This is a genomic window from Candidatus Cloacimonadota bacterium (assembly GCA_012516855.1).
In the GTDB taxonomy this organism is placed as follows: domain Bacteria; phylum Cloacimonadota; class Cloacimonadia; order Cloacimonadales; family Cloacimonadaceae; genus Syntrophosphaera.
This window is the reverse complement of record JAAYWB010000042.1, coordinates 1-18,201: the sequence shown is the minus strand read 5'-3', so window position 1 is coordinate 18,201 and position 18,201 is coordinate 1. Positions and strand designations below refer to the sequence as shown.

Sequence of the window (18,201 nt, the reverse complement as noted above, 5' to 3'; positions counted from 1 at the left end):
TACCATGCTTGGCAAACAACTCGGAAGCTCTCGGAAGTTGATTTGTTCCGAGTTCAATCCAGGCAGCTTAGTTGTGCCCTCTTCCCTGGAAAGCAGATTTACTATTCTCAGCATGATAACTCCTCAGTCCTAGAACTCAGCCTCAATTTGACCACCCTCATCTGCACGTGCTTGCTTTTCGATGGAGAGCCAGGCTGTAACCAGATCGTTGTAAGGACGCGCATCTTCAGCCCAGCCTTTGCGTTCGCAAGTGGTATAGAGCAGGAAAGCCAGTTGGCGGGCTGTTTCGCAAATATGGGGGATAGCTTTAACGATCTCTGCGGCTGCGGATTCTCCCCTGGTTTGATGCAGACGGATGAGATGATGTAAAACCTCCCAGACTGGCATGCGGCTGTCTTTGGCGGGATTCCAGGTATCGGGATATTCTATTGGCCTCAGCAACTTAACCTTTCCACCTGCGGCTGCCAAGACACCGCTATCTCTGACGCCTTCAACTGAAACACCTTTGGCTCTGGCCAGAACATCTGCTTCACCATATACACCTTCACGCCAGCCATACTCGCTGAACCATTGCAGACAGAAACAGGTATCACTGTCCCAATCACCCTCCAATTCCTTGAAATAGTCGTCAATGGCTTTATTGATAAGAATGAGGGCAGTGCGGACAGTCATTGTAGAACCATCAGCCTCTAGAATGGACTTATACTTGGAAAATACTGCCATGCCCGGTCCTATGGCCGCTTGAGCGAGGTCAACTGGAGCAATTGGGCTTGATGTTTCACTTCCATTGATCATTGTATCCAGGGCTTCTGGGACATTTTGATTAAGCTCTTTCAAGAAGTCCTTTCGGTTTATTGATTCTGAATCAACCTTTCTCTTTCTACAGACCAAAATAATCGACGACGCAAGCATATTACTGCCGATCCCACTTACTTTATTAACAAGCTCAGTTCTAATTGGCCAAGTTCCCACAATAGCAAGATCAGAATTAATAACAGCTTCCAAGAACGTAACCCATCCTGTAGATGAACTTCCTGAGTTTGTTGTATCTGATTGTTTGAATGCATAGTAAATCGTTGCTGGATAGCCTCTATGAGACTGAACAAATATATTTCTCATAGCTTCAATCATCCCATACAAGAAGTAATTTTCCGCTTCAACTTTAGATGCATGCCTATATGGAGACGCAACAAGCTCTTTGTCTTTTGGAGTATTTATTGTTTTGAACAGATTAGGATAGATATGTTTTAACACAGGTCTCTGCCAAACGTAGAAGAAATCTGATAGATCTGCGTACATTATGTTATCATAGTAGGGGGGATCAGTTGAAACGATCTTGTCTTGTGATATGTTTTGTGTGCTAGCGTCAGCGACTTCTCCGTGTCCTTTGATCGTTATAGCAAAAGAATTCATCGCTTTCCAAACCCAACTTATCATCGATAACCAATTCCCAGAAGAACTAGAAAAAGGATTAGCCTCTACATAATCCCATACCATAGCAATGGCTTGTCTTCCAAATGTATTTCTAATAAGAGATTTACTGATGTGCCAACTGCAGGCGGTTGACCAATAGTCTGTGCATTTGTCTACTCCAAAACAAAGGTATAATGCGATAGTCGCTCTATATTTCTGGCTTTCGTTGACATTAAAACCGTTATTGCCAATTTCAGAGATAATATTATAAAAGCAGTTCAGAGCACTAAGTTGTCTGTTGGAGAAAATGTCTCCATACGTCTTCATGCCATAAAGGGGAAGTTGATCAGCACTTTTCCCAACTAATTCTTGTTCAGGTCTCCAGGTGGGAACCGCAGAATTGGCAAGTTTCTCCTGATACGCATCAGGGGATAGATAAACACGGGAGTTATTCCCTTCACATACGATCGCCATCAGTTTAGACCCCATTCTCCCTGCTTGTCCTTCAGCCTTGATGTAATTCCCATCAATTGGAGTATTCGAGAGAATGCAAATGAAGTTTGATGATCTACCTGCTGCCTTGGTGCCTTTCTTAACTGTCTCAAGATCACTCGGCATGCCAACACGGACTTTGAACTGGTATTTATCTTCATCAATTATTGGTTCGATCCAGGCCTCTTTCCCCTTCTTGTCAGATAACAGAAAAGTGGATGTAAGCGGCACATCCACATGGGAGTATAAGGGATTGGGGCTTTTCACTGTCCTTGCCCATATATACGCGATCACAGTAAGCTTCTTTCCCCTGTAAGGGGCCAGATCAGGGCGTTCGGAAACCATCTCGGGTGTGATTTTGATGGGGGGATAGAGGTGCCCGATGCGCTTGTAGGCTTCTTCCCGCACCCAATGTCCCCAACGACGCACGTCTTCAGCCAGGCCGGTCAAGCCTGGCCAAGTGTAGTTATTGGTTGTTGTCTGATCGTCACGTTTGGGAATGGGACCGATGGGACGGTGTCCCACAAACTTGGGTGGAATCTCGATCATGGCCTTGTTGATAAGCACTGCCACAGGGTTCAGGTCACTAGCCCATGCCTCCAATCCCAGGCGTTGGGCTTCCAGCGGGATGGAGCCGCCTCCGGTAAAGGGATCGTGGAAGGCTGGCAACTTATCGGGATTGAAGAGCTCTGCAGCCTGGGGATGGTCTTTGTTCAGTTCGCAGGTTACTTTCCAGCTTTTACGGATCTCAGCCCGGGCTTTCTCCAGCACTATCTCGTTGTTGGTATTCTCCCACTTCACCAGTTCCCGGATGATCTCAAACAGCTCTTCCCGCTTGCGGTTGGCATCCGCTTTGCGCTTGTAGCCTATCTGCAGTTCTTCATCCCAGCCGGGGTCATTGACCAATTGAGCAAAGAGCACCGCCCTGGCGGCAGCCAGAGGACGCCTTGCCCAGTATAGATGCAAGGTGGAGGGATGACCATGGCGTATGGATTTTTCACGAACACAGGCTTCATTGATCTCTTTGAGGGGCAGGGCCACTTCGATAAGCTTTCTGGGGGCTTTTATTTTATATTCACTCATTTCTTTCTCTTGGGCTTGAACTGTTTAGTAATCTGTTTTACTTCCTGCAGGGCTTCCACAAAGTGCTTTTCTGCTGCGGTCGGCTCTGAAAGCTGCTCATGATGCCATTTTTCATATTCCAGCCGGGCTTTCTGGATCGCGTCTTCGTGGGCGATGGAGCCGGCATGCACGAGAATATCCCTGCCGCTTAGCTTCAGGAACTCATCCAGCTTGGATATCCAATCTTTCATGTACATCGGAGTTCTGTTCAGGGCTTGAAGCTCGGCGAAGTCCAGATACATGCTCACAATTCTGTTCAGGAGATCCAGTTCTTCTTGGTTCAGGTAGTTCTTTGCTATTTCAGTATCTGCCTTACGGAGCTGGGTTCCCGGCCAGTTGGTGAGCCCCATATTGGCTTTGCCGGCATCAGCCCGCTGATAGATGATCTCGGCGGCAGTATGGCCATGACTCGCCCAGTGCATCTTGTTTTGGATGACCTTGAAAAACTCACGCGATAGATCTGACCTGGGATCATAGTCTATGCTGGTAGCATAGATATCCAGGACCTTGCGCCAGAAGACTTTTTCTGAGGAGCGGATATCCCTGATCCGGGCCAGAAGTTCATCAAAATAGGAACCGCCTCCGGCCTCTTTGAGCAGTTCATCATTCATGGTGAAACCCTTGATCAGGTATTCCTTGAGCCGCTCAGTAGCCCAGATGCGGAATCGTGTGGCGATCTGGGATTTGATCCTATATCCCACACTGATAACCATATCGAGATTGTAGTGCATGGTATGGTAGCTTTTACCATCGGAGGCAGTTATTAAAAAATCCTTAATAACTGCGTCTGGCTCTAGCTCACCCTCTGTGAGGATGTTGCGAATATGGATATTGATGTTAGCAACAGTGGTCTGATACAACTCTGCCAGTTGCTTTTGACTCAGCCAGATGGTTTCATCCAATAGCTTGGTTTCAATGTGTACGCTTCCATCCTGATTGGTGTAGATCAGGAATCTTGGTTCCGCTGTTTTAAGTTCCTTCTTCATAATCCCTCCTTTTTTGATGCTTTCTTGAGTAAACTGGCGATATCGAGATTGATGCTGGTTACAGCCCAGTCAGGTTCTTGAGTGAAGGGTTTACGAATGTAGTATGGCCCCTCATAACTATCTCCATCAACAATCACCAGTGCTAAGATGAATTTGTCAGCCTGGTTTAGCCCATACAGGATCTCATTTCTGGTAACGGTGATGGTGCTTTGGCCTTTTACCCGGCCTTTTACCTCAATGTGCCTGGTTTCCGGCATTTTACCATCTATGGGAGCTGGGATGCTGGTGACGTCCCAGCCGCAATTGAGGTCAGAGACATCAAAAACTTCACAACCATTTGACTTTTCGTGGTCCATCACAACCTGCATGGCTTTTAGCTCGATCTGCTTCCTGGCTTCGGCATCTGCGGTCCAGGTGTCCTCCCCGTTCAATTGTGCCAGTAAACCAGCAGGGATGATCAGCGCGCCTCCGATCACGACCGGAGTCTCCGAGACTACATGGCGCATCTCGTTGAGCTCTTTGGTGCGGGATTTGAGGCGGTTATCCAGCTCATCGATGATGCGGCTGACATTATCGATGTTGATCCGGGTCTTTTTACCCGCAGCCTGGTCATCCTGAAGCTTGATCTTGCGGTCGGACCAATAGTTGATCTGGGTCACCAGCCTCTGATGAACAGCTTCAAGGGTCTTGGTGACCTGTCTTTCCCTCCGATGCATCACTTCCGAAAAATGCTCCGGGGCAAGGTAGGTGGTGGCATACGCCAGAGCCTGGCTTTCCAGTTCGGATGAAACCCACTGGGCTGCCAGCAGATGTTTTATCAGAATGAAGTCACTATCTGAAATGGGCTCCAGATCTAGATGGGGTGCCCACCCCGCGTTGCTGATCGCTCCCTGTTCATCGATTTGGACAAACTGCAAACGACGTGAGATGCACCTATCCCGGTTGACCCCTTCTTTTACTGAGTGTTCTATGATCAGCATGGCTTTGGGATCTATGCTATCATCATGAGGGGCTACAAGAATTGCTCCCTGTCTCAGCTTGTTGCGGTGATCCTCCAGCATGATATCTGTGATCGACATCATCAGCGGGTGCCCAGGATGGATGAAACTGGCCATGGGTGCTTCCCGGTTGGGCAATCTCACAAAGGGTTTATCGAAACAGATGCGTTCGTATTTCTGAGTGACCGGATTGATGTTTCTGCGGTTACGGCCTGAAATCTGGCGGTCCCGTTCACGAATCTGGGCCGGAACATAGGAGATTTCCCAACGCTCGCCCTCGCTACGGACCTGGCGAATGTTGCCTTTTAACTGGCTGAAAGCCTGCAAGAAAAAGGATTTAATGAAATAGGGCTGGAGTTTTCGTGCTTCAGCTTTCTCCATTTCGGCTTTCACGGCAAAGAGACGGTTTTCATCGATAACCTCTTCACACAGGGCATTGCGGCTGATGATCTCTCTGATGTGCTCGGTATCGAGAACGCCTTCCACCACTTGAAACAGCCTGGACCTGACCTCAGGGTCATCCCCATAGCGGATCGCTTCGATCAGCAGGTCTTTGAGGCTTGTTTCTTCAAATACGTCTCCCAGAATATCAAAAACTCTGCCGCCCAAGGCGGCTCTTTGGGCTTCCAGCTTGGTGAAGAGGGTTTGAAACACGTCACCTTCCCGGGTCTCATCCGCCACCATATTCCAGAGATGGCAAACCTCAGTCTGGCCGATGCGGTGAATACGTCCAAAGCGTTGCTCGATCCGGTTGGGATTCCAGGGCAAGTCATAATTAACCATCAGGTTGGCATTCTGAAGGTTTACGCCTTCACCGGCAGCATCGGTGGCGAGGAGTATCCTGACTCGGGGATGGTTTTTAAATTGCTCCTGGGCTTTACGCCTTTCCTCTCTTTTAATGCCGCCATGGATGGTGATGATCGCCTCCTGGCTGCCAAGTAAGCCACTGAGCCGCTCATACAGGTAATTCAAGGTGTCACGATGCTCAGTAAAAATGATCAACTTGCGAAAACTGCCATTGGCATCCCTAAAATGCGGGTTATTCTCAAATAGACTGGAAAGCTCTTCCCATTTACGGTCAAAGCCTGAGTCACGTAGTGCTTTGGCCTGTTCATTGAGACGCTTGAGGGTATTGGTCTCTGATTCCAGTTCCTGGATGGTCTGAGCTGTGGTAGCGCTGTCCACCAGCTCTTCTTCATTTTCTTCCCGTTCTTCAGTATCCCAGTCCTCATCATCAAAATCATCCGGCAGCTCAATTCTTTTTTCTTTTTGCTGTCTGATCAGTTCGCCTCTCTGAATGAGCTTTTCTTCCTCCAGCCTGCGATTGAGCTTGTCCAATCTTCTTTTCAGAGATTGGTATATAGCCTCAGGGCTGGATGCGAGGCGCCTTTGCAGGATGGTGAGGGCAAAGCCGACAGTGTTTTTTTGTTTCCCGGTCAGACGATCAGCTTTGTTCATTTCTTCCCGCACATACTCTGTGACAGCAAGATATAGCTCTGCCTCGGGATCAGACAGCTTATAGGTCACAGAATAAGCCTTCCTCTCTGGGAAAAGGCGGGTGCCATCGAATTTGAGGAGATCTTCCTTCACCATACGGCGCAGGAGATCCGAGATATCAATCGAATGAGCGCTGTCTCTGGTTTTCCCATAGAAACGATCAGAATCGAGCAAAGCAAGAAAGGTTTGGAAGTCCTCATCCTTGCCCTTGTGGGGAGTAGCTGTCATCAGCAAGAGGTGCTGGGTGGTAGCGCCCACTTCTTCAGCCAGCCTGTAGCGTTTTGTTTTCTTGAGTTCATTGCCGAACCAGGAGGCTGAGCATTTGTGAGCTTCGTCTATTACCACCAGGTCCCAGTAGCTTTGTTTGATCTTCTCAACTAGATCCTCGTCACGGGAGATCATGTCGATCCTGGCTATCATATAGTCATAGTCTTCAAAGGGATTACCGCCCCTGGATTGCTGTTGTAAATCACGTGAGAAAATACAGAAATCAAGGCCGAACTTCTCGTACATTTCATCCTGCCACTGTTCTACCAAGGAACCCGGAGCAATAACCAGTATTCGCCTGGCATCAGCCCGCATGATGAGTTCCCTCATATACAGTCCTGCCATTATAGTTTTCCCTGCTCCCGGATCATCAGCAAGTATATAACGCAGGGGTTGCCTGGGAAGCAGTGATTCGTAAACTGCTGTGATCTGATGCGGGAGGGGCTCAACATTGGATGTGTGAACAGCCATCATAGGATCAAACAGATATGCCAGGTTAATCCGGTTTGCTTCTACTGCGAGCTTGAACTCAGCGCCAGGAGCATCGAATGTCCAGGGCCTACCAGCCACTGCAATGGAAAGGTTTTCCTCATCAGAACGATATATCAAGCGCTCTCGAAGAGAACTATCGCTTTTCTTATAATAAACGGTGTATGCATCTCCACCAATAGGTTCACTGGTAACAATGCGCACTACTTCCCCCGGTTCAATGCCCTGAATCAGGGCTCCTGCCTTAATGTCTTCTAATCTCATCATCCTGATTCCTTAAAAAGAACTAGATGATCCGCCTAACACTCTCAAGGTCTGATCAGTTGCCTCTTTCAAGCGTTTAGTCGCATCATTAATTTCGGCCATTCCACGCCAAAAGTCAAACAATCATATTAGCTTCTTCTGTCAATGAGAAAATCCTTTCCCATCCTAGCAGAAAGGATCATCCGTGTTTGATTCTCATTGAACTTTGAATTGTGTTAGATATTGGTTTCTGATCCAGACCAGCGATTCTCCGATGATGAATACATTACCAAACTATGTTTTTTAGCGATCAGATAGCCTAACAAAATGCTTCATGAAAGACGATGTGAGCTCAAAAATAAACTCAATCTCAAGCTCCATGACCCTGTCGTCATGCTTGATATAGGTGTTTTGATACTTGGTATAGTACTCCACGAGTTTCTGAAACATATTGGCGAATTCTTTCGATCCTCCCTTCGAGATAACCATTGACCCAACTTCATTGATTTGGTTCTCCAATGACTTAGAATTTCCAAAGATTTCTTGCAGTAGCAATTCAAGAGACAGCCTTAGGTCATCAAGAGAATTCCTAAGAAACACGCCATTATTGAATTTGTCCAAGGCATACAAGTAGTTTTGCTTTGACTTTGCATAAGGTTCCAGCCAGTGCTTGGTTTCTTCAATCAGTATCTCGTTGATGCACTCAGAACCCTGAAACAAACCGCCATATCTTGATATTAGTTTGATCTTCAAGTCTTTGATCTTCGGATCATCAGACCACTTATCTAGTTCACACAACTCTTTGATAATTACGTATTGTTGCTCTGGCTTGAAAGCCTGGAGATTTTTTAGGAGTGCCGTTCGCTTGTTTGGACTATCGAAAAAAGGATAGGTACCATAAGGTATATCAACGTTGTAGTCTACAGCGTATGCTGCGCAGTATTCTGCAATATTTGAACCGGTCAAACCTGCATTTGTGTCTGCGAGAATATCGCAAGCGTGGGACAAGAATGTGATTGGTATCATAGTCTCCTCATTATTACTAACCTTGATGACAGATTCAATCGCAGAATAGATATTGCGGGACGATAGTTCTCATCATTCCGCATCCTTTGGCGGATAAATCTTAACGATAGTTGGTGTTGCTTGGATGTCAGCAGCTCTGTAAATTGGGTAAATTGGAGTACTGCCAACCATAATTGGAGATCCGTTCCAAGCTGCTTCTGGGATGATTCCCCTTGAATGCGCTAGCAGATTGATCATCCAGACTTCATCATCTTGAAAATAGTCTCCCATTTCCTTGGCATTGATGAAGCCAAGATACATCAATATCACGGGTATTCCTAGAGAAGCGAGTTTCCAGGCAAAGGCAAAACGATTAGACAACTGATAGCATTGGTTGATGCTAATAGCAAAGCCTTTGGAGGTATAAGCAGCGTTAAGACCATCATTAGCATCGATTATTGCTTTCTCAATGCTTTGATGATTTGCAGTACTATTATCATTTGCTCCTTTTTTTAACGTTTTGCCGGCACTATCCAACTCGCTTATGTGAGCTTTAGCTTCTACAATGATAAGAGCTTTTGCTTGATTGTTTAGTGTACAAGAACTAACTATATCCCAATTAGGGGTATTTCCGCCTAGCTTTGGTTTCAACCACCACTCATCTTTGACAATGGTTTTTACATGTTCAAAGCCGAGATCTGGAAAGTGTTTATCAAAGAAAGGCTTCGCTACCTGGCTTGTAAGAATAAGTTCTTTTGGACATGAGAATCCCTTCGGGAAGTACTCATCTTCGGCTGTAATCTCTACTTGCAACGGCCGACAAATATCCTCCAAAAGTTTACGTGCTTTTCCCGACTCCAACTCAGTAGCAAGTAAGCATCTATACCTGCTGCCCTTCATCCTCTTAGAATTTTCGGACATGTCAATCTCCTTGGTATCTATTATGGTTATGGTTGCATTTCAATGGTAACAAATCCTGCCTCTTCCATACGCCTGATATCATACTGGCATCGTGGCTGCCCGTCAATATCCTGAACAACCGGAACCGGTATGCCCTTCGGGATCAAAGCGTAATTGTGTCTTGATGTTATTTCTTCTTTGAAGGTATTGATCAAGGTATCGCCTATCTCTGCTGCTAACGAACACATGTAGTCCTCGCTGGAAAGGCACGAGAAATCTACATTCATCAAGATGGCTTCACGTAGGGTCTTTGCCCCAGCCGGGATCGATCCACAAAGTTCCTTTATCTTCTCTTCCGGCACTTTCATTGTTTTCAGAACTTCGGAATAGATACTTCTTGGCGTCCAGGGATCATACTCAGTAAAGTGAACAAGATCATAATCGAGAAGTTGCTGGCGAAGATGCTCCAACACATCTGCAGACTTATGATCCATCAAAGAGACCGTTATGTGCCTGCTACGGGGCTTGAATTTGATCCTCAATGTGGGAGAGTAACTGCTTAGCAAACCAACCACCCTGGGAGCTGATAAATCGATCTCAGCAATAGGTATATAGCCATCTGTTACATCGATTTTATCGGCAATTTCCAGGGTGTTCTTTGTAAGCTCAGGTGGAAATCCTTTTAGCGCTTTCATCTCCTTGGGGGACTTGAAGTAGTACTCATTGCAAGCAAAGCGTTTGGCTTCAGGATGAGCGAAATCCAAGCCCTTTCTGATGCAATTCAGGGAATCGATGGCGAGGGAGTCACTACGATCCATATAGTGACAGTCATTGGTGAGAACCACAGGTATCTTGGTTTGATAAGCCAGATTCAGCAGTTTATTCATGGCCACCGCTTCAGATGGTAGCCCGTGGTTCTGGATCTCGTAAAAGTAATCTTCGCCAAAAACCTCATAATACCAATCCGAAACCTGCCTTGCCTGTTCGTCTTTTCCTTCCAGAAGCAAGGTGCAAATCTCTCCTACCACACTGAAGGAAAGGCAGATCAGATTCTGGGAATGCTCCCTTAACTGCCTTTTCGTGATCTTGGGAGCTTGCGGATCATGTTCATGAGCCTGAGTAATCAGACGGCAGAGATTCTCATAGCCGGAGCCGTTCTTGGCTAGCAGGATCACAGAAAAGACCCTGCCGTCTCCAAGATCATTTTGAACTGCTATCTCCAGACCGATGATCGGCTTGATGCCTGCCTTGATGCACTGATGCCATAAGCGGGAAGCCCCAGCCACACTATTGCGATCCGTGATCGCCACAGCCGGCATTTTATACTGCACCGCTCTCTGCACCAGATCATCGATTGTACAGGCTCCATCCAGCCAGCTATACTCGCTGTGAGTGTGTAAGTGAACAAAACTCATCTATCCTCCTGAATCGATTCTCGACATAATCAACTAAGACTTGCGTCCAATGTTGCTATTATGTTCCTTGCCTCAAAAGAGACTGCGTCACACTCGGCAGTGCTTAGCTTACTTTCCAAGTTGTTCTTGATCCGAGTGATTCTCTGTTCATCTTGTTTTTCACAGTATTCTAAGGCTACGATTGCCCACAATAGGCCATGCCTGTAGTCTCTCGTGCTAATGGCGTAAAGTCTCGATAACTCGAACATTGCTTTGAAATGGCCGTTGAATGATGCTTCTCGAAGGTATTTCTCGGCAGAAGCATAGTCAGGCTCAGGTAGACTAAAATAGACCAAGCCGAGATTGTATTGAGCATCTTTGTTTCCTTGCTCGGCCGAGAGGACCAGAAAGCTTATTCCTTTGTTCACATCGGGCACAACAATCCTGCCCTCAAGGAATATGGTACCAAGGTCATAATGTGCAAGGTCTAGTCCCTGATCTGAGGCTTTTTGCAGCAAATCCAGACCCTTAGTTATGTCCTGTTCTATGAACTGACCATCGATTAGCATCTTTGCCAGAACATATAGAGCCAGAGCTACTCCCTGGTCTGCTGATTTACCGAACCATTTGATAGCTTCAGATGTGTTCTTCTGAGTTCCAATTCCATTGGCATAAGCATAGGCTACGTTATACTGAGCTATACCATGCCCCTGTTTAGCTGCTCGGAGATACCATTCTAATGCTTGTATGTAATCCTGCTCTACTCCGATACCATCGTAGTAAGCATCTCCTAACTGGTTTTGGGAGTCTGCATTACCGGAATTGGCTGCCGATATTATCTCATCTATCCTATTCATGGATTTTCCTAGGGAATTGACCTAAGCAATTCAATACTTATATTCAAGTGATTTTTGAAATACTCTGAGTCTAAATGATCCCGATAACTTAGCAATAGAGGTCGGATTCTTTCGTGAGATTGTTTTCCACCAAACCATTGCTTATGCCATGTATAAGGATCTCTTTGATTCGATAGAAGAGCCTCGAAAGCTGCTTTGAATTGGGCTTGCTTTCCCGCCAATTGATGACAAACTGCTTCTGTATAATATTGCGCCAAGCCCTCAACTACATATTTATACCTCTGCCCGGGTTGATCCAATATTTGTCCTCTGTACCCATTTATATCATACCCGGCCATGGTGTAAGCATGGGCAAGTTCATGAGCCAGAACCACAAAAGCCAAATCTTCAGCTTCAACGCAAAGCAGAATAGAGTGATAGGCGATCACCTGAGCGTAAAGCTTAATCATGTGTTCAGTGTATGAGAAAACTCCGAGAATGTCAGAGATGCCAAAATCTCCATCATCTAAACGTAGCACTTCTTTTTGAATAGCCTCTAATTGGGCTTGGGCCTTACCACTAAGTTCCTTGCTTTCGAATTCTATGCCTTTCTCGAATACATTGCCAGTTCCAATTCTGCCTAGAATGAAAGTCCATACTTGAAATTGATCATCAGTTCTCAAATCGTTCTCTATTAGATCAGTAGGAAACACAACGATGGTTTCTTTTCCACTTCTCTTAATAGGTGTTTCATCGAAGTTTTCGTTACATAGGTATTGATATTTGTGCTTATTGGCTAGCCTTAGCCCGGTTAAATCCTTGAGCCTGGATTCAATCAGGCTAATCCGTTTATCTCTTGCTTTGGAGACCGCCTTTACCCTTCGATTAAATTCACTATTGGATATCATATCAACCTCACTTAGCTGGTTTGTTGTACACGTATACCGTGATGCCTTCCTCTCCATTGACTTTGTCTGCAAGGGCATCTACATCCTTGTCTTTACGAAGATAACAGAGAAGTATTTCTTCATTCTTATATGGCTCCCAATCATGCTTTGTGTAATAATTTGCCGGTGCTAGCACGATTTTCTTAATGTCTCGAGTAAGTTTAAACTCATCGAGAAATAGCTGTTCTTTTATTGCTTTTTCAACATCATTCAAGATCGGAATCAGCATTGATTCATACCGATTGATCTGCGCGATTACTTCAGGTATTTCATCCCTAGCATCACCGGTTTTCAACTCAATAATGTATGGATTGTGATCCTTATCATAACCAAACAAATCGATCCTGTTTCCACTTTTAGTATTGGTTGCCAAAGGCATTTCGTAGGCTGCTAGTCTGATTTTTCTGGTAAATCCTCTAGCTAAAGCTAAGTTAAGCGATCCTGCCATATACAACCCGTTTCTAATTCTCTCTTCATCACCTATCGGGGGCTGGACTACCCCGTGCATCGTGAATAATCGGAATTTTTCATTTCTCGGAACCATTTTATCCTCCATTGAGTATTCATTTAGTTTAACTAAGTACTTTGTTTTTAGATTCCTACAGTGTTTTTGCACCTCAGGGCTTTCCATCCTAGACCACTGCTCCCATAATTCATTAAAGCTCAAGAAGTGAAAATGCACATCAGTCGCTTGTGAGACAAGATCCGAAAACTCTTTCAGCTCTTTCATATGCAGATCAAAGGGGTGGATATCCATCCAATCTTCGTTTTCCGGATGCCAATATAGATACAGCAGATGCTTCTCTTTCTGCCCGGAGTTCAGCACACCGAAGTAGTGACGGATGATTTGGACAGCATCAAAGAACCTGTATTTACATTCGCCCTTTTCGTTTGTAACATGATCAATAGCCTTCACCCAAGGATTATTTCGATCCATAGTTGCAGCAAGTCTCTTGTATGCTGGGTGAAGACTTGCTTTCTCGGTTCTCTCGCCCAGATACTCGCAAAACTTACACTCAATAGCAAGAATTGCATCATCAGATTCTAACCAAACATCCAGATTTGGATGCTTCTTAGCTTTGGGGATGGCAGTGTGGGCAATATGCTCAAATTCCAATTTGTCAAAACCCGTCATTTGCTTAGTTCCGAGATCAACTATTAGCTCACTCAGGCGGGTTTTCCATGGTGCAAATGTGCTAACCGCTAGTGATGCTGAGGATGAGATTGAATTGAATTTTGGGGCAGATCCTGATGAATTGCTCAGTTCTCCTCCATCTCCACGGATGAGATCGCAGCAGAACATTTCAGTAGTGATGCCGTCTATCACGCTGTGTGCAAAGTTTGCACAATACACATGTTTCAGATCCACGCCATGTGGGATGGTTTGAATCATCTCGCCATTGATCTGTTTCATGATCAGGGCAGCTTCCACCATTTTCCGATTTATCGTTCTTTCAGGTTTCATTTTACCTCCTAAAACCCTATGCTTTTATTCACTTGATTTGCCCAAGGCTGTTCCAGATCTGCGTATTTCAGAAGATCATGCTGGCTGAGACGCTTGGATTTACCTGTCCGACCAATCGCTTCAACACAGGCGTTTTGCACCACTAGTGCGATCTGTGCACCGCTGAACTGATATTTCTGCGCCAATTGCTCAACATCGATATCCGCTGATCCTGGAATCTCTTTCCTCAGATACATACTCCACAGTTTTCGCCTGCTTTCAATGTCCGGTAGTCTGAATCTGAACTTGAGATCAAAGCGGCGAAAGAAGGCCTCATCGAGGTTGGACTCAAGGTTTGTGGTGAGGATCAGGATGCCAGGAAAGGTCTCCAATTCCTCCAGAATGATGCTCTGGATTGAATTCTCAATTGTGCTGCAGGTTGAAGTGCTGGCTATTCTTTCATGGATCAGTTGATCAGCTTCGTTGAGTAGGAACACAGGCGCATTGCTGTCCTTTGAAGCCATCTCCCGCATCTCGCTAAAAGCTTTCTTAATCAACTTCTCGGTTTCACCATAATACTTGTTTCGCAGTTCTGGCACATTGAGCGTGATCAAGTCTTTACGAAGCTCTTTGGCTATTGCTCCTGCCGTATAAGTCTTGCCGGTTCCGGGAGCACCATAGAGCAAAAGCACTACACCTTGTTTACTGCTTTCAACCATCAATCCCCATTTTTCCAGGTCTCTGCGTTTATAAGACTTGCACTTTGTGATTATTTGGGAAATCAGCTGCTTATCCGATTCGGGAATTATCACATCACCCAGAGTCTGCTTGGGCTGACACTTTTGAAAGTATGGGCTAAGCTTTATCGCCACATCTTCAGAGGTTTTTGACCTATAGCCCAGCGTTTTAAGTGTTTCATGCGGAATACCTATAGTGTTTACCTGGGCTCGGTGGAAGCGTTGTTCTCTGCTGATAAGCCCAGAAGATATCAAGACGGAATCATCGCTAAGGAGTTGTTGCTGTAGCCACCTGAATCTGGGATCTGGGGCCAGGGAGAGAGCCAGATCAGCCTCCGTTATTCTGTCATCACAACATAGTTGGTGATACATAACCAAAAGTACGATGTACAACTGGTCTTCGCTTAGGCTATGTTGGCGTATGAGTTCTTTTATGCCCAGGGTGTCAGGAGCAGCCAGTATTCTGTCTTTGAGCAGATGCAAGCAAGCCGATAGAATCGGATACTCCAGTATAGGAGACCTGCTGCCCAATTCGCCAAAGCTATTGTAGCAGAGATTAAAAACCAGTCTCAAGTCACTCATGAAGTCCTTATCATCCTGCCAGCTTTCTTTTATGATCAGTTCCAGGTCTTCTCTTATATCCCTTCCCAATATCCTCAGGATGAGGTCTTTGCTGAGAGTGTATTCGGCAGATTGCAGGATCATAGGGTTAAGATAGTAGTTCCCCTCAATCCTCTCATCAAAGCAGATGATATTGCGTTCTAAGAGCCCGGTAACGTATTTCAGGCATGCAGTCACTTGATAACGCCTAATCTTGGCACTGGCGCAGATGCCAGCCCAGCTACTACTCCTGCCAGGCAGTTCGAGATGAAACTGCCAAAGATCGGCTATCACCATCACATCTTGCTTCGTGAGGCTGTAGCTCTCAAACAGGGGATGCTTTATCAACTGGTGTATATGTTTGTTTAGTAGCTTCGCCTTGGGCTTTGCTATGGGAGCCATGTCTTGAGCTTGAGTTGAATCTATCTGATCATCTTGGTCAAAGACTTGCTCCGGTGCTTTCAATTCAATCAGCTTGTGCAGGATTTCTACTGGTTCTATACCCTCGATCTTCATTCATCTACCCCCTATAATGAATCCCAGTTTGTTAAGCCATGAATGTTGTATATTTTCTGATACTCGGTCCGTCCGGCTAATATCAGATCAGTGATAGCCAGAAAATGCCTCTTCACGTCCGCATTCCCTATTTGTTCAAGTAAAACATCTCGCTCGTCTATTGTCATTTTTGCGTAGCGGGTTGCTGATTTAAAGTAATTAGCTCTGCGAGCAGAGTCATCAGGTCCTCTGGTAGTGTCGATTTGCATCCTGCCACGAGATGTTGTGAAACCGAAACACTCCATTACAATCTTGATCATATAGCCGATCATCTGTTTACGGGGCATTACTCTATCCTTATTATCAGAGTATTTATTCTGAAACAGGGGGCCCAGGATCTCTGCCGCAGTTCTTTTTATCTCAGTAACCGAGATCATCTTGATGATGTTCTCCCTGGCGGTGATTAGTTCCCATATTTTCTGAGCATCCGGATAGCTGGCAACACCCTCAAGCATCGCAGAAAGGCGCGGACTGAACAAATGCAGGGGATAAGGATATTCTCTGCTGATCACGAAGGGAAAACGTTTACCCAGATATAAGCGCTCAGCTCTTTGTTTTACCTCGGATAAATCCCCAATAGCATATGCCTCCGCGGCTCTTCCGATCACGCTCAACTTATCAAGTTTTAGATCATTTATCATCTTATTACCTCTTGGAGGTCACGTAATAATATTATGTTATACCTGTCAATGAGAATTTTACTTCAACTCTCATTAACAATCTACCCTGCAATGTCTATCTATATTGCATAACAAGCAGATATGGATGGCAAAATTTCATGCCTTAACCGATGATTCACCTTCCACAACCTCATGTATATAATAGTTTATTAGTCATAATGTGGAGTCCCAAATAACTCACTAAATGAATAATCGCAATCGTGATAACAAAAGATACTTGACCGGATTGAAAAGATGAGAGGTAGTGTCTCAAAGGTTGGTGTAAATTGGAGTCAGCCAGATGAAGAAAAAGGTTGAGCCGGATCCCACTCATTGTTTTGATGGTTTTAATCCAATAACTAAAGAACAAGGAGAAGATCATGACTCAACCGAAGAGAAAGAAAGATGAAAGAGCTGAATTGGTCAAGTTATTTCGCACAGTTTTACCGGGAGACTTTGTTAAGGTGTTGGAAAGCGGCATTCAGAGTATCATTGATGCTGAGCTCACCGCCAGATTGGGAGCAGAGCCTTATCAGCGAGTGGAAAGTAGGACTAACTACCGCAATGGCTACCGTGAGCGTAAAGAGCCTCTCAGCACAGGATTGGGGCCTATAAGCGTGAGTATTCCGAAGCTCCGTAGCGGCAACTTCTACCCTTCGATTTTGGAACAATACCAGCGGGTGGACAGGGCTTTGATCAGTATTGTCAGCGAGGCCTACTTTGCCGGAGTTTCTACTCGAAAGATGAACAAGTTGTTTGTGGACTTGGGTTTGGAAAACATAGATCGCAGCTTTGTCAGCCGCTGCGCTGCTCAGATCGATGAAGAAGTGGAGATATGGAAGAATAGACAGCTTGATAGTCGCTACGCGTATATCTGGCTGGACGCGATCTACACCAAGATCAGAACTGAGGGCAGGGTTAATTCTACAGCAGTGTTGATAGCGATTGGGGTTAGAGAGGATGGGCATCGTGATGTGCTGGGTCTTCACCTGGGGAATCGTGAAAGCTACTATAACTGGAAAGGCTTTCTGCAAAGCTTAAAGGCTCGTGGTCTTGAGAGGTCGGAACTTTGGATCAGCGATGAACATGATGGACTGATCAAGTCAATAGAGGAGTGTTTCCCGGGACAGCTCAGACAACGCTGTATTGTCCACTGGATGCGAAATGCTCAGAGCAAAGTATCCAAGACTGATTTGCTGTGGCTGCTGCCGCTAACAAAAGACCTGGTAGGTTCCCGGACTAAAGAGTCCTTTGAATTGGCCTGGAAAGAGCTTAACAGGGCAGCCCAGTCTAAAGGCAAAGACAATCTATTGGATTGGCTGGATAGCACTTACCATGAGATATCGGTCTATCTTGATTTCCCTGCAGCACATTGGAGCAGAATCAAGTGTACCAATTCGCTGGAGCGCTTGAATGAGGAGCTCAGACGCAGAGAGAAATGCATCCGGATATTCCCTGATGAAAAGAGTTGCCTGCGGCTGTTTGGTGCGATCCTGCAAGGCTATTCGGAGGACTGGATAAGCGGGAAGCTATATCTTTCGGAACCAATGGAAAGAATCAAAGACACCATGAAAAAGCCCATACCATTTGAGGCAACGCGCGACGGGCTGGAGCCCT

Annotated in this window: 12 protein-coding genes; 1 reads left to right on the top strand and 11 read right to left on the bottom strand. The window is 45.6% G+C overall.

Annotated features, from left to right (window positions below):
* Positions 1-129: 129 nt before the first annotated feature.
* The 11 genes from GX466_03910 to GX466_03860 all read right to left on the bottom strand — a co-directional run bounded on the left by GX466_03910 (position 130) and on the right by GX466_03860 (position 16,566).
* The gene (locus tag GX466_03910; protein ID NLH93350.1) at positions 130-2,988 is read right to left on the bottom strand and encodes a DUF1156 domain-containing protein; all 2,859 of its coding nucleotides are present in this window, start codon (positions 2,986-2,988) and stop codon (positions 130-132) included.
* Positions 2,985-4,013: a virulence RhuM family protein gene (locus GX466_03905; GenBank protein NLH93349.1), complete on the bottom strand. Its 1,029-nt coding sequence runs from the start codon at positions 4,011-4,013 to the stop codon at positions 2,985-2,987. Before GX466_03905 ends, GX466_03910 begins: the two co-directional genes overlap by 4 nt.
* Positions 4,010-7,531 carry a DUF3883 domain-containing protein gene (locus GX466_03900; protein ID NLH93348.1) on the bottom strand — a complete coding sequence of 1,174 codons (3,522 nt, stop codon included), beginning with the start codon at positions 7,529-7,531 and terminating at the stop codon, positions 4,010-4,012. Before GX466_03900 ends, GX466_03905 begins: the two co-directional genes overlap by 4 nt.
* A 279-nt stretch (positions 7,532-7,810) precedes the next feature.
* Positions 7,811-8,533, bottom strand: a complete 723-nt coding sequence (locus GX466_03895; protein NLH93347.1) for a hypothetical protein — start codon at positions 8,531-8,533, stop codon at positions 7,811-7,813.
* A 72-nt stretch (positions 8,534-8,605) separates the two neighbouring features.
* The gene (locus GX466_03890; GenBank protein ID NLH93346.1) at positions 8,606-9,433 is read right to left on the bottom strand and encodes a hypothetical protein; all 828 of its coding nucleotides are present in this window, start codon (positions 9,431-9,433) and stop codon (positions 8,606-8,608) included.
* Between the two features lie 26 nt (positions 9,434-9,459).
* Positions 9,460-10,827 carry a PHP domain-containing protein gene (locus GX466_03885; protein ID NLH93345.1) on the bottom strand — a complete coding sequence of 456 codons (1,368 nt, stop codon included), beginning with the start codon at positions 10,825-10,827 and terminating at the stop codon, positions 9,460-9,462.
* A 29-nt stretch (positions 10,828-10,856) separates the two neighbouring features.
* A complete protein-coding gene (locus tag GX466_03880; protein ID NLH93344.1) occupies positions 10,857-11,663 on the bottom strand; it encodes a sel1 repeat family protein in 807 nt (268 codons plus the stop codon).
* 8 nt (positions 11,664-11,671) lie between these two features.
* The gene (locus GX466_03875) at positions 11,672-12,550 is read right to left on the bottom strand and encodes a hypothetical protein (GenBank protein NLH93343.1); all 879 of its coding nucleotides are present in this window, start codon (positions 12,548-12,550) and stop codon (positions 11,672-11,674) included.
* Between the two features lie 7 nt (positions 12,551-12,557).
* Positions 12,558-14,054 carry a hypothetical protein gene (locus GX466_03870; GenBank protein NLH93342.1) on the bottom strand — a complete coding sequence of 499 codons (1,497 nt, stop codon included), beginning with the start codon at positions 14,052-14,054 and terminating at the stop codon, positions 12,558-12,560.
* Between the two features lie 8 nt (positions 14,055-14,062).
* Positions 14,063-15,886 carry an ATP-binding protein gene (locus GX466_03865; GenBank protein ID NLH93341.1) on the bottom strand — a complete coding sequence of 608 codons (1,824 nt, stop codon included), beginning with the start codon at positions 15,884-15,886 and terminating at the stop codon, positions 14,063-14,065.
* 11 nt (positions 15,887-15,897) lie between these two features.
* Positions 15,898-16,566: a hypothetical protein gene (locus GX466_03860; GenBank protein ID NLH93340.1), complete on the bottom strand. Its 669-nt coding sequence runs from the start codon at positions 16,564-16,566 to the stop codon at positions 15,898-15,900.
* Positions 16,567-16,964: 398 nt separating this feature from the next.
* On the opposite strand from GX466_03860, the gene GX466_03855 reads away from it, so the two are divergent.
* The coding region (locus tag GX466_03855) for an IS256 family transposase (protein NLH93339.1) at positions 16,965-18,201 on the top strand (1,237 nt) is incomplete at its 3' end.

Excerpts from the sequence above, each read along its gene's own strand:
- GX466_03865 (NLH93341.1), bottom strand. The coding sequence starts at position 15,886 with ATGAAGATCGAGGGTATAGAACCAGTAGAAATCCTGCACAAGCTGATT.
- GX466_03870 (NLH93342.1), bottom strand. The coding sequence starts at position 14,054 with ATGAAACCTGAAAGAACGATAAATCGGAAAATGGTGGAAGCTGCCCTG.
- GX466_03900 (NLH93348.1), bottom strand. The coding sequence starts at position 7,531 with ATGATGAGATTAGAAGACATTAAGGCAGGAGCCCTGATTCAGGGCATT.
- GX466_03885 (NLH93345.1), bottom strand. The coding sequence starts at position 10,827 with ATGAGTTTTGTTCACTTACACACTCACAGCGAGTATAGCTGGCTGGAT.
- GX466_03905 (NLH93349.1), bottom strand. The coding sequence starts at position 4,013 with ATGAAGAAGGAACTTAAAACAGCGGAACCAAGATTCCTGATCTACACC.
- GX466_03875 (NLH93343.1), bottom strand. The coding sequence starts at position 12,550 with ATGATATCCAATAGTGAATTTAATCGAAGGGTAAAGGCGGTCTCCAAA.
- GX466_03880 (NLH93344.1), bottom strand. The coding sequence starts at position 11,663 with ATGAATAGGATAGATGAGATAATATCGGCAGCCAATTCCGGTAATGCA.
- GX466_03910 (NLH93350.1), bottom strand. The coding sequence starts at position 2,988 with ATGAGTGAATATAAAATAAAAGCCCCCAGAAAGCTTATCGAAGTGGCC.
- GX466_03895 (NLH93347.1), bottom strand. The coding sequence starts at position 8,533 with ATGATACCAATCACATTCTTGTCCCACGCTTGCGATATTCTCGCAGAC.
- GX466_03860 (NLH93340.1), bottom strand. The coding sequence starts at position 16,566 with ATGATAAATGATCTAAAACTTGATAAGTTGAGCGTGATCGGAAGAGCC.
- GX466_03890 (NLH93346.1), bottom strand. The coding sequence starts at position 9,433 with ATGTCCGAAAATTCTAAGAGGATGAAGGGCAGCAGGTATAGATGCTTA.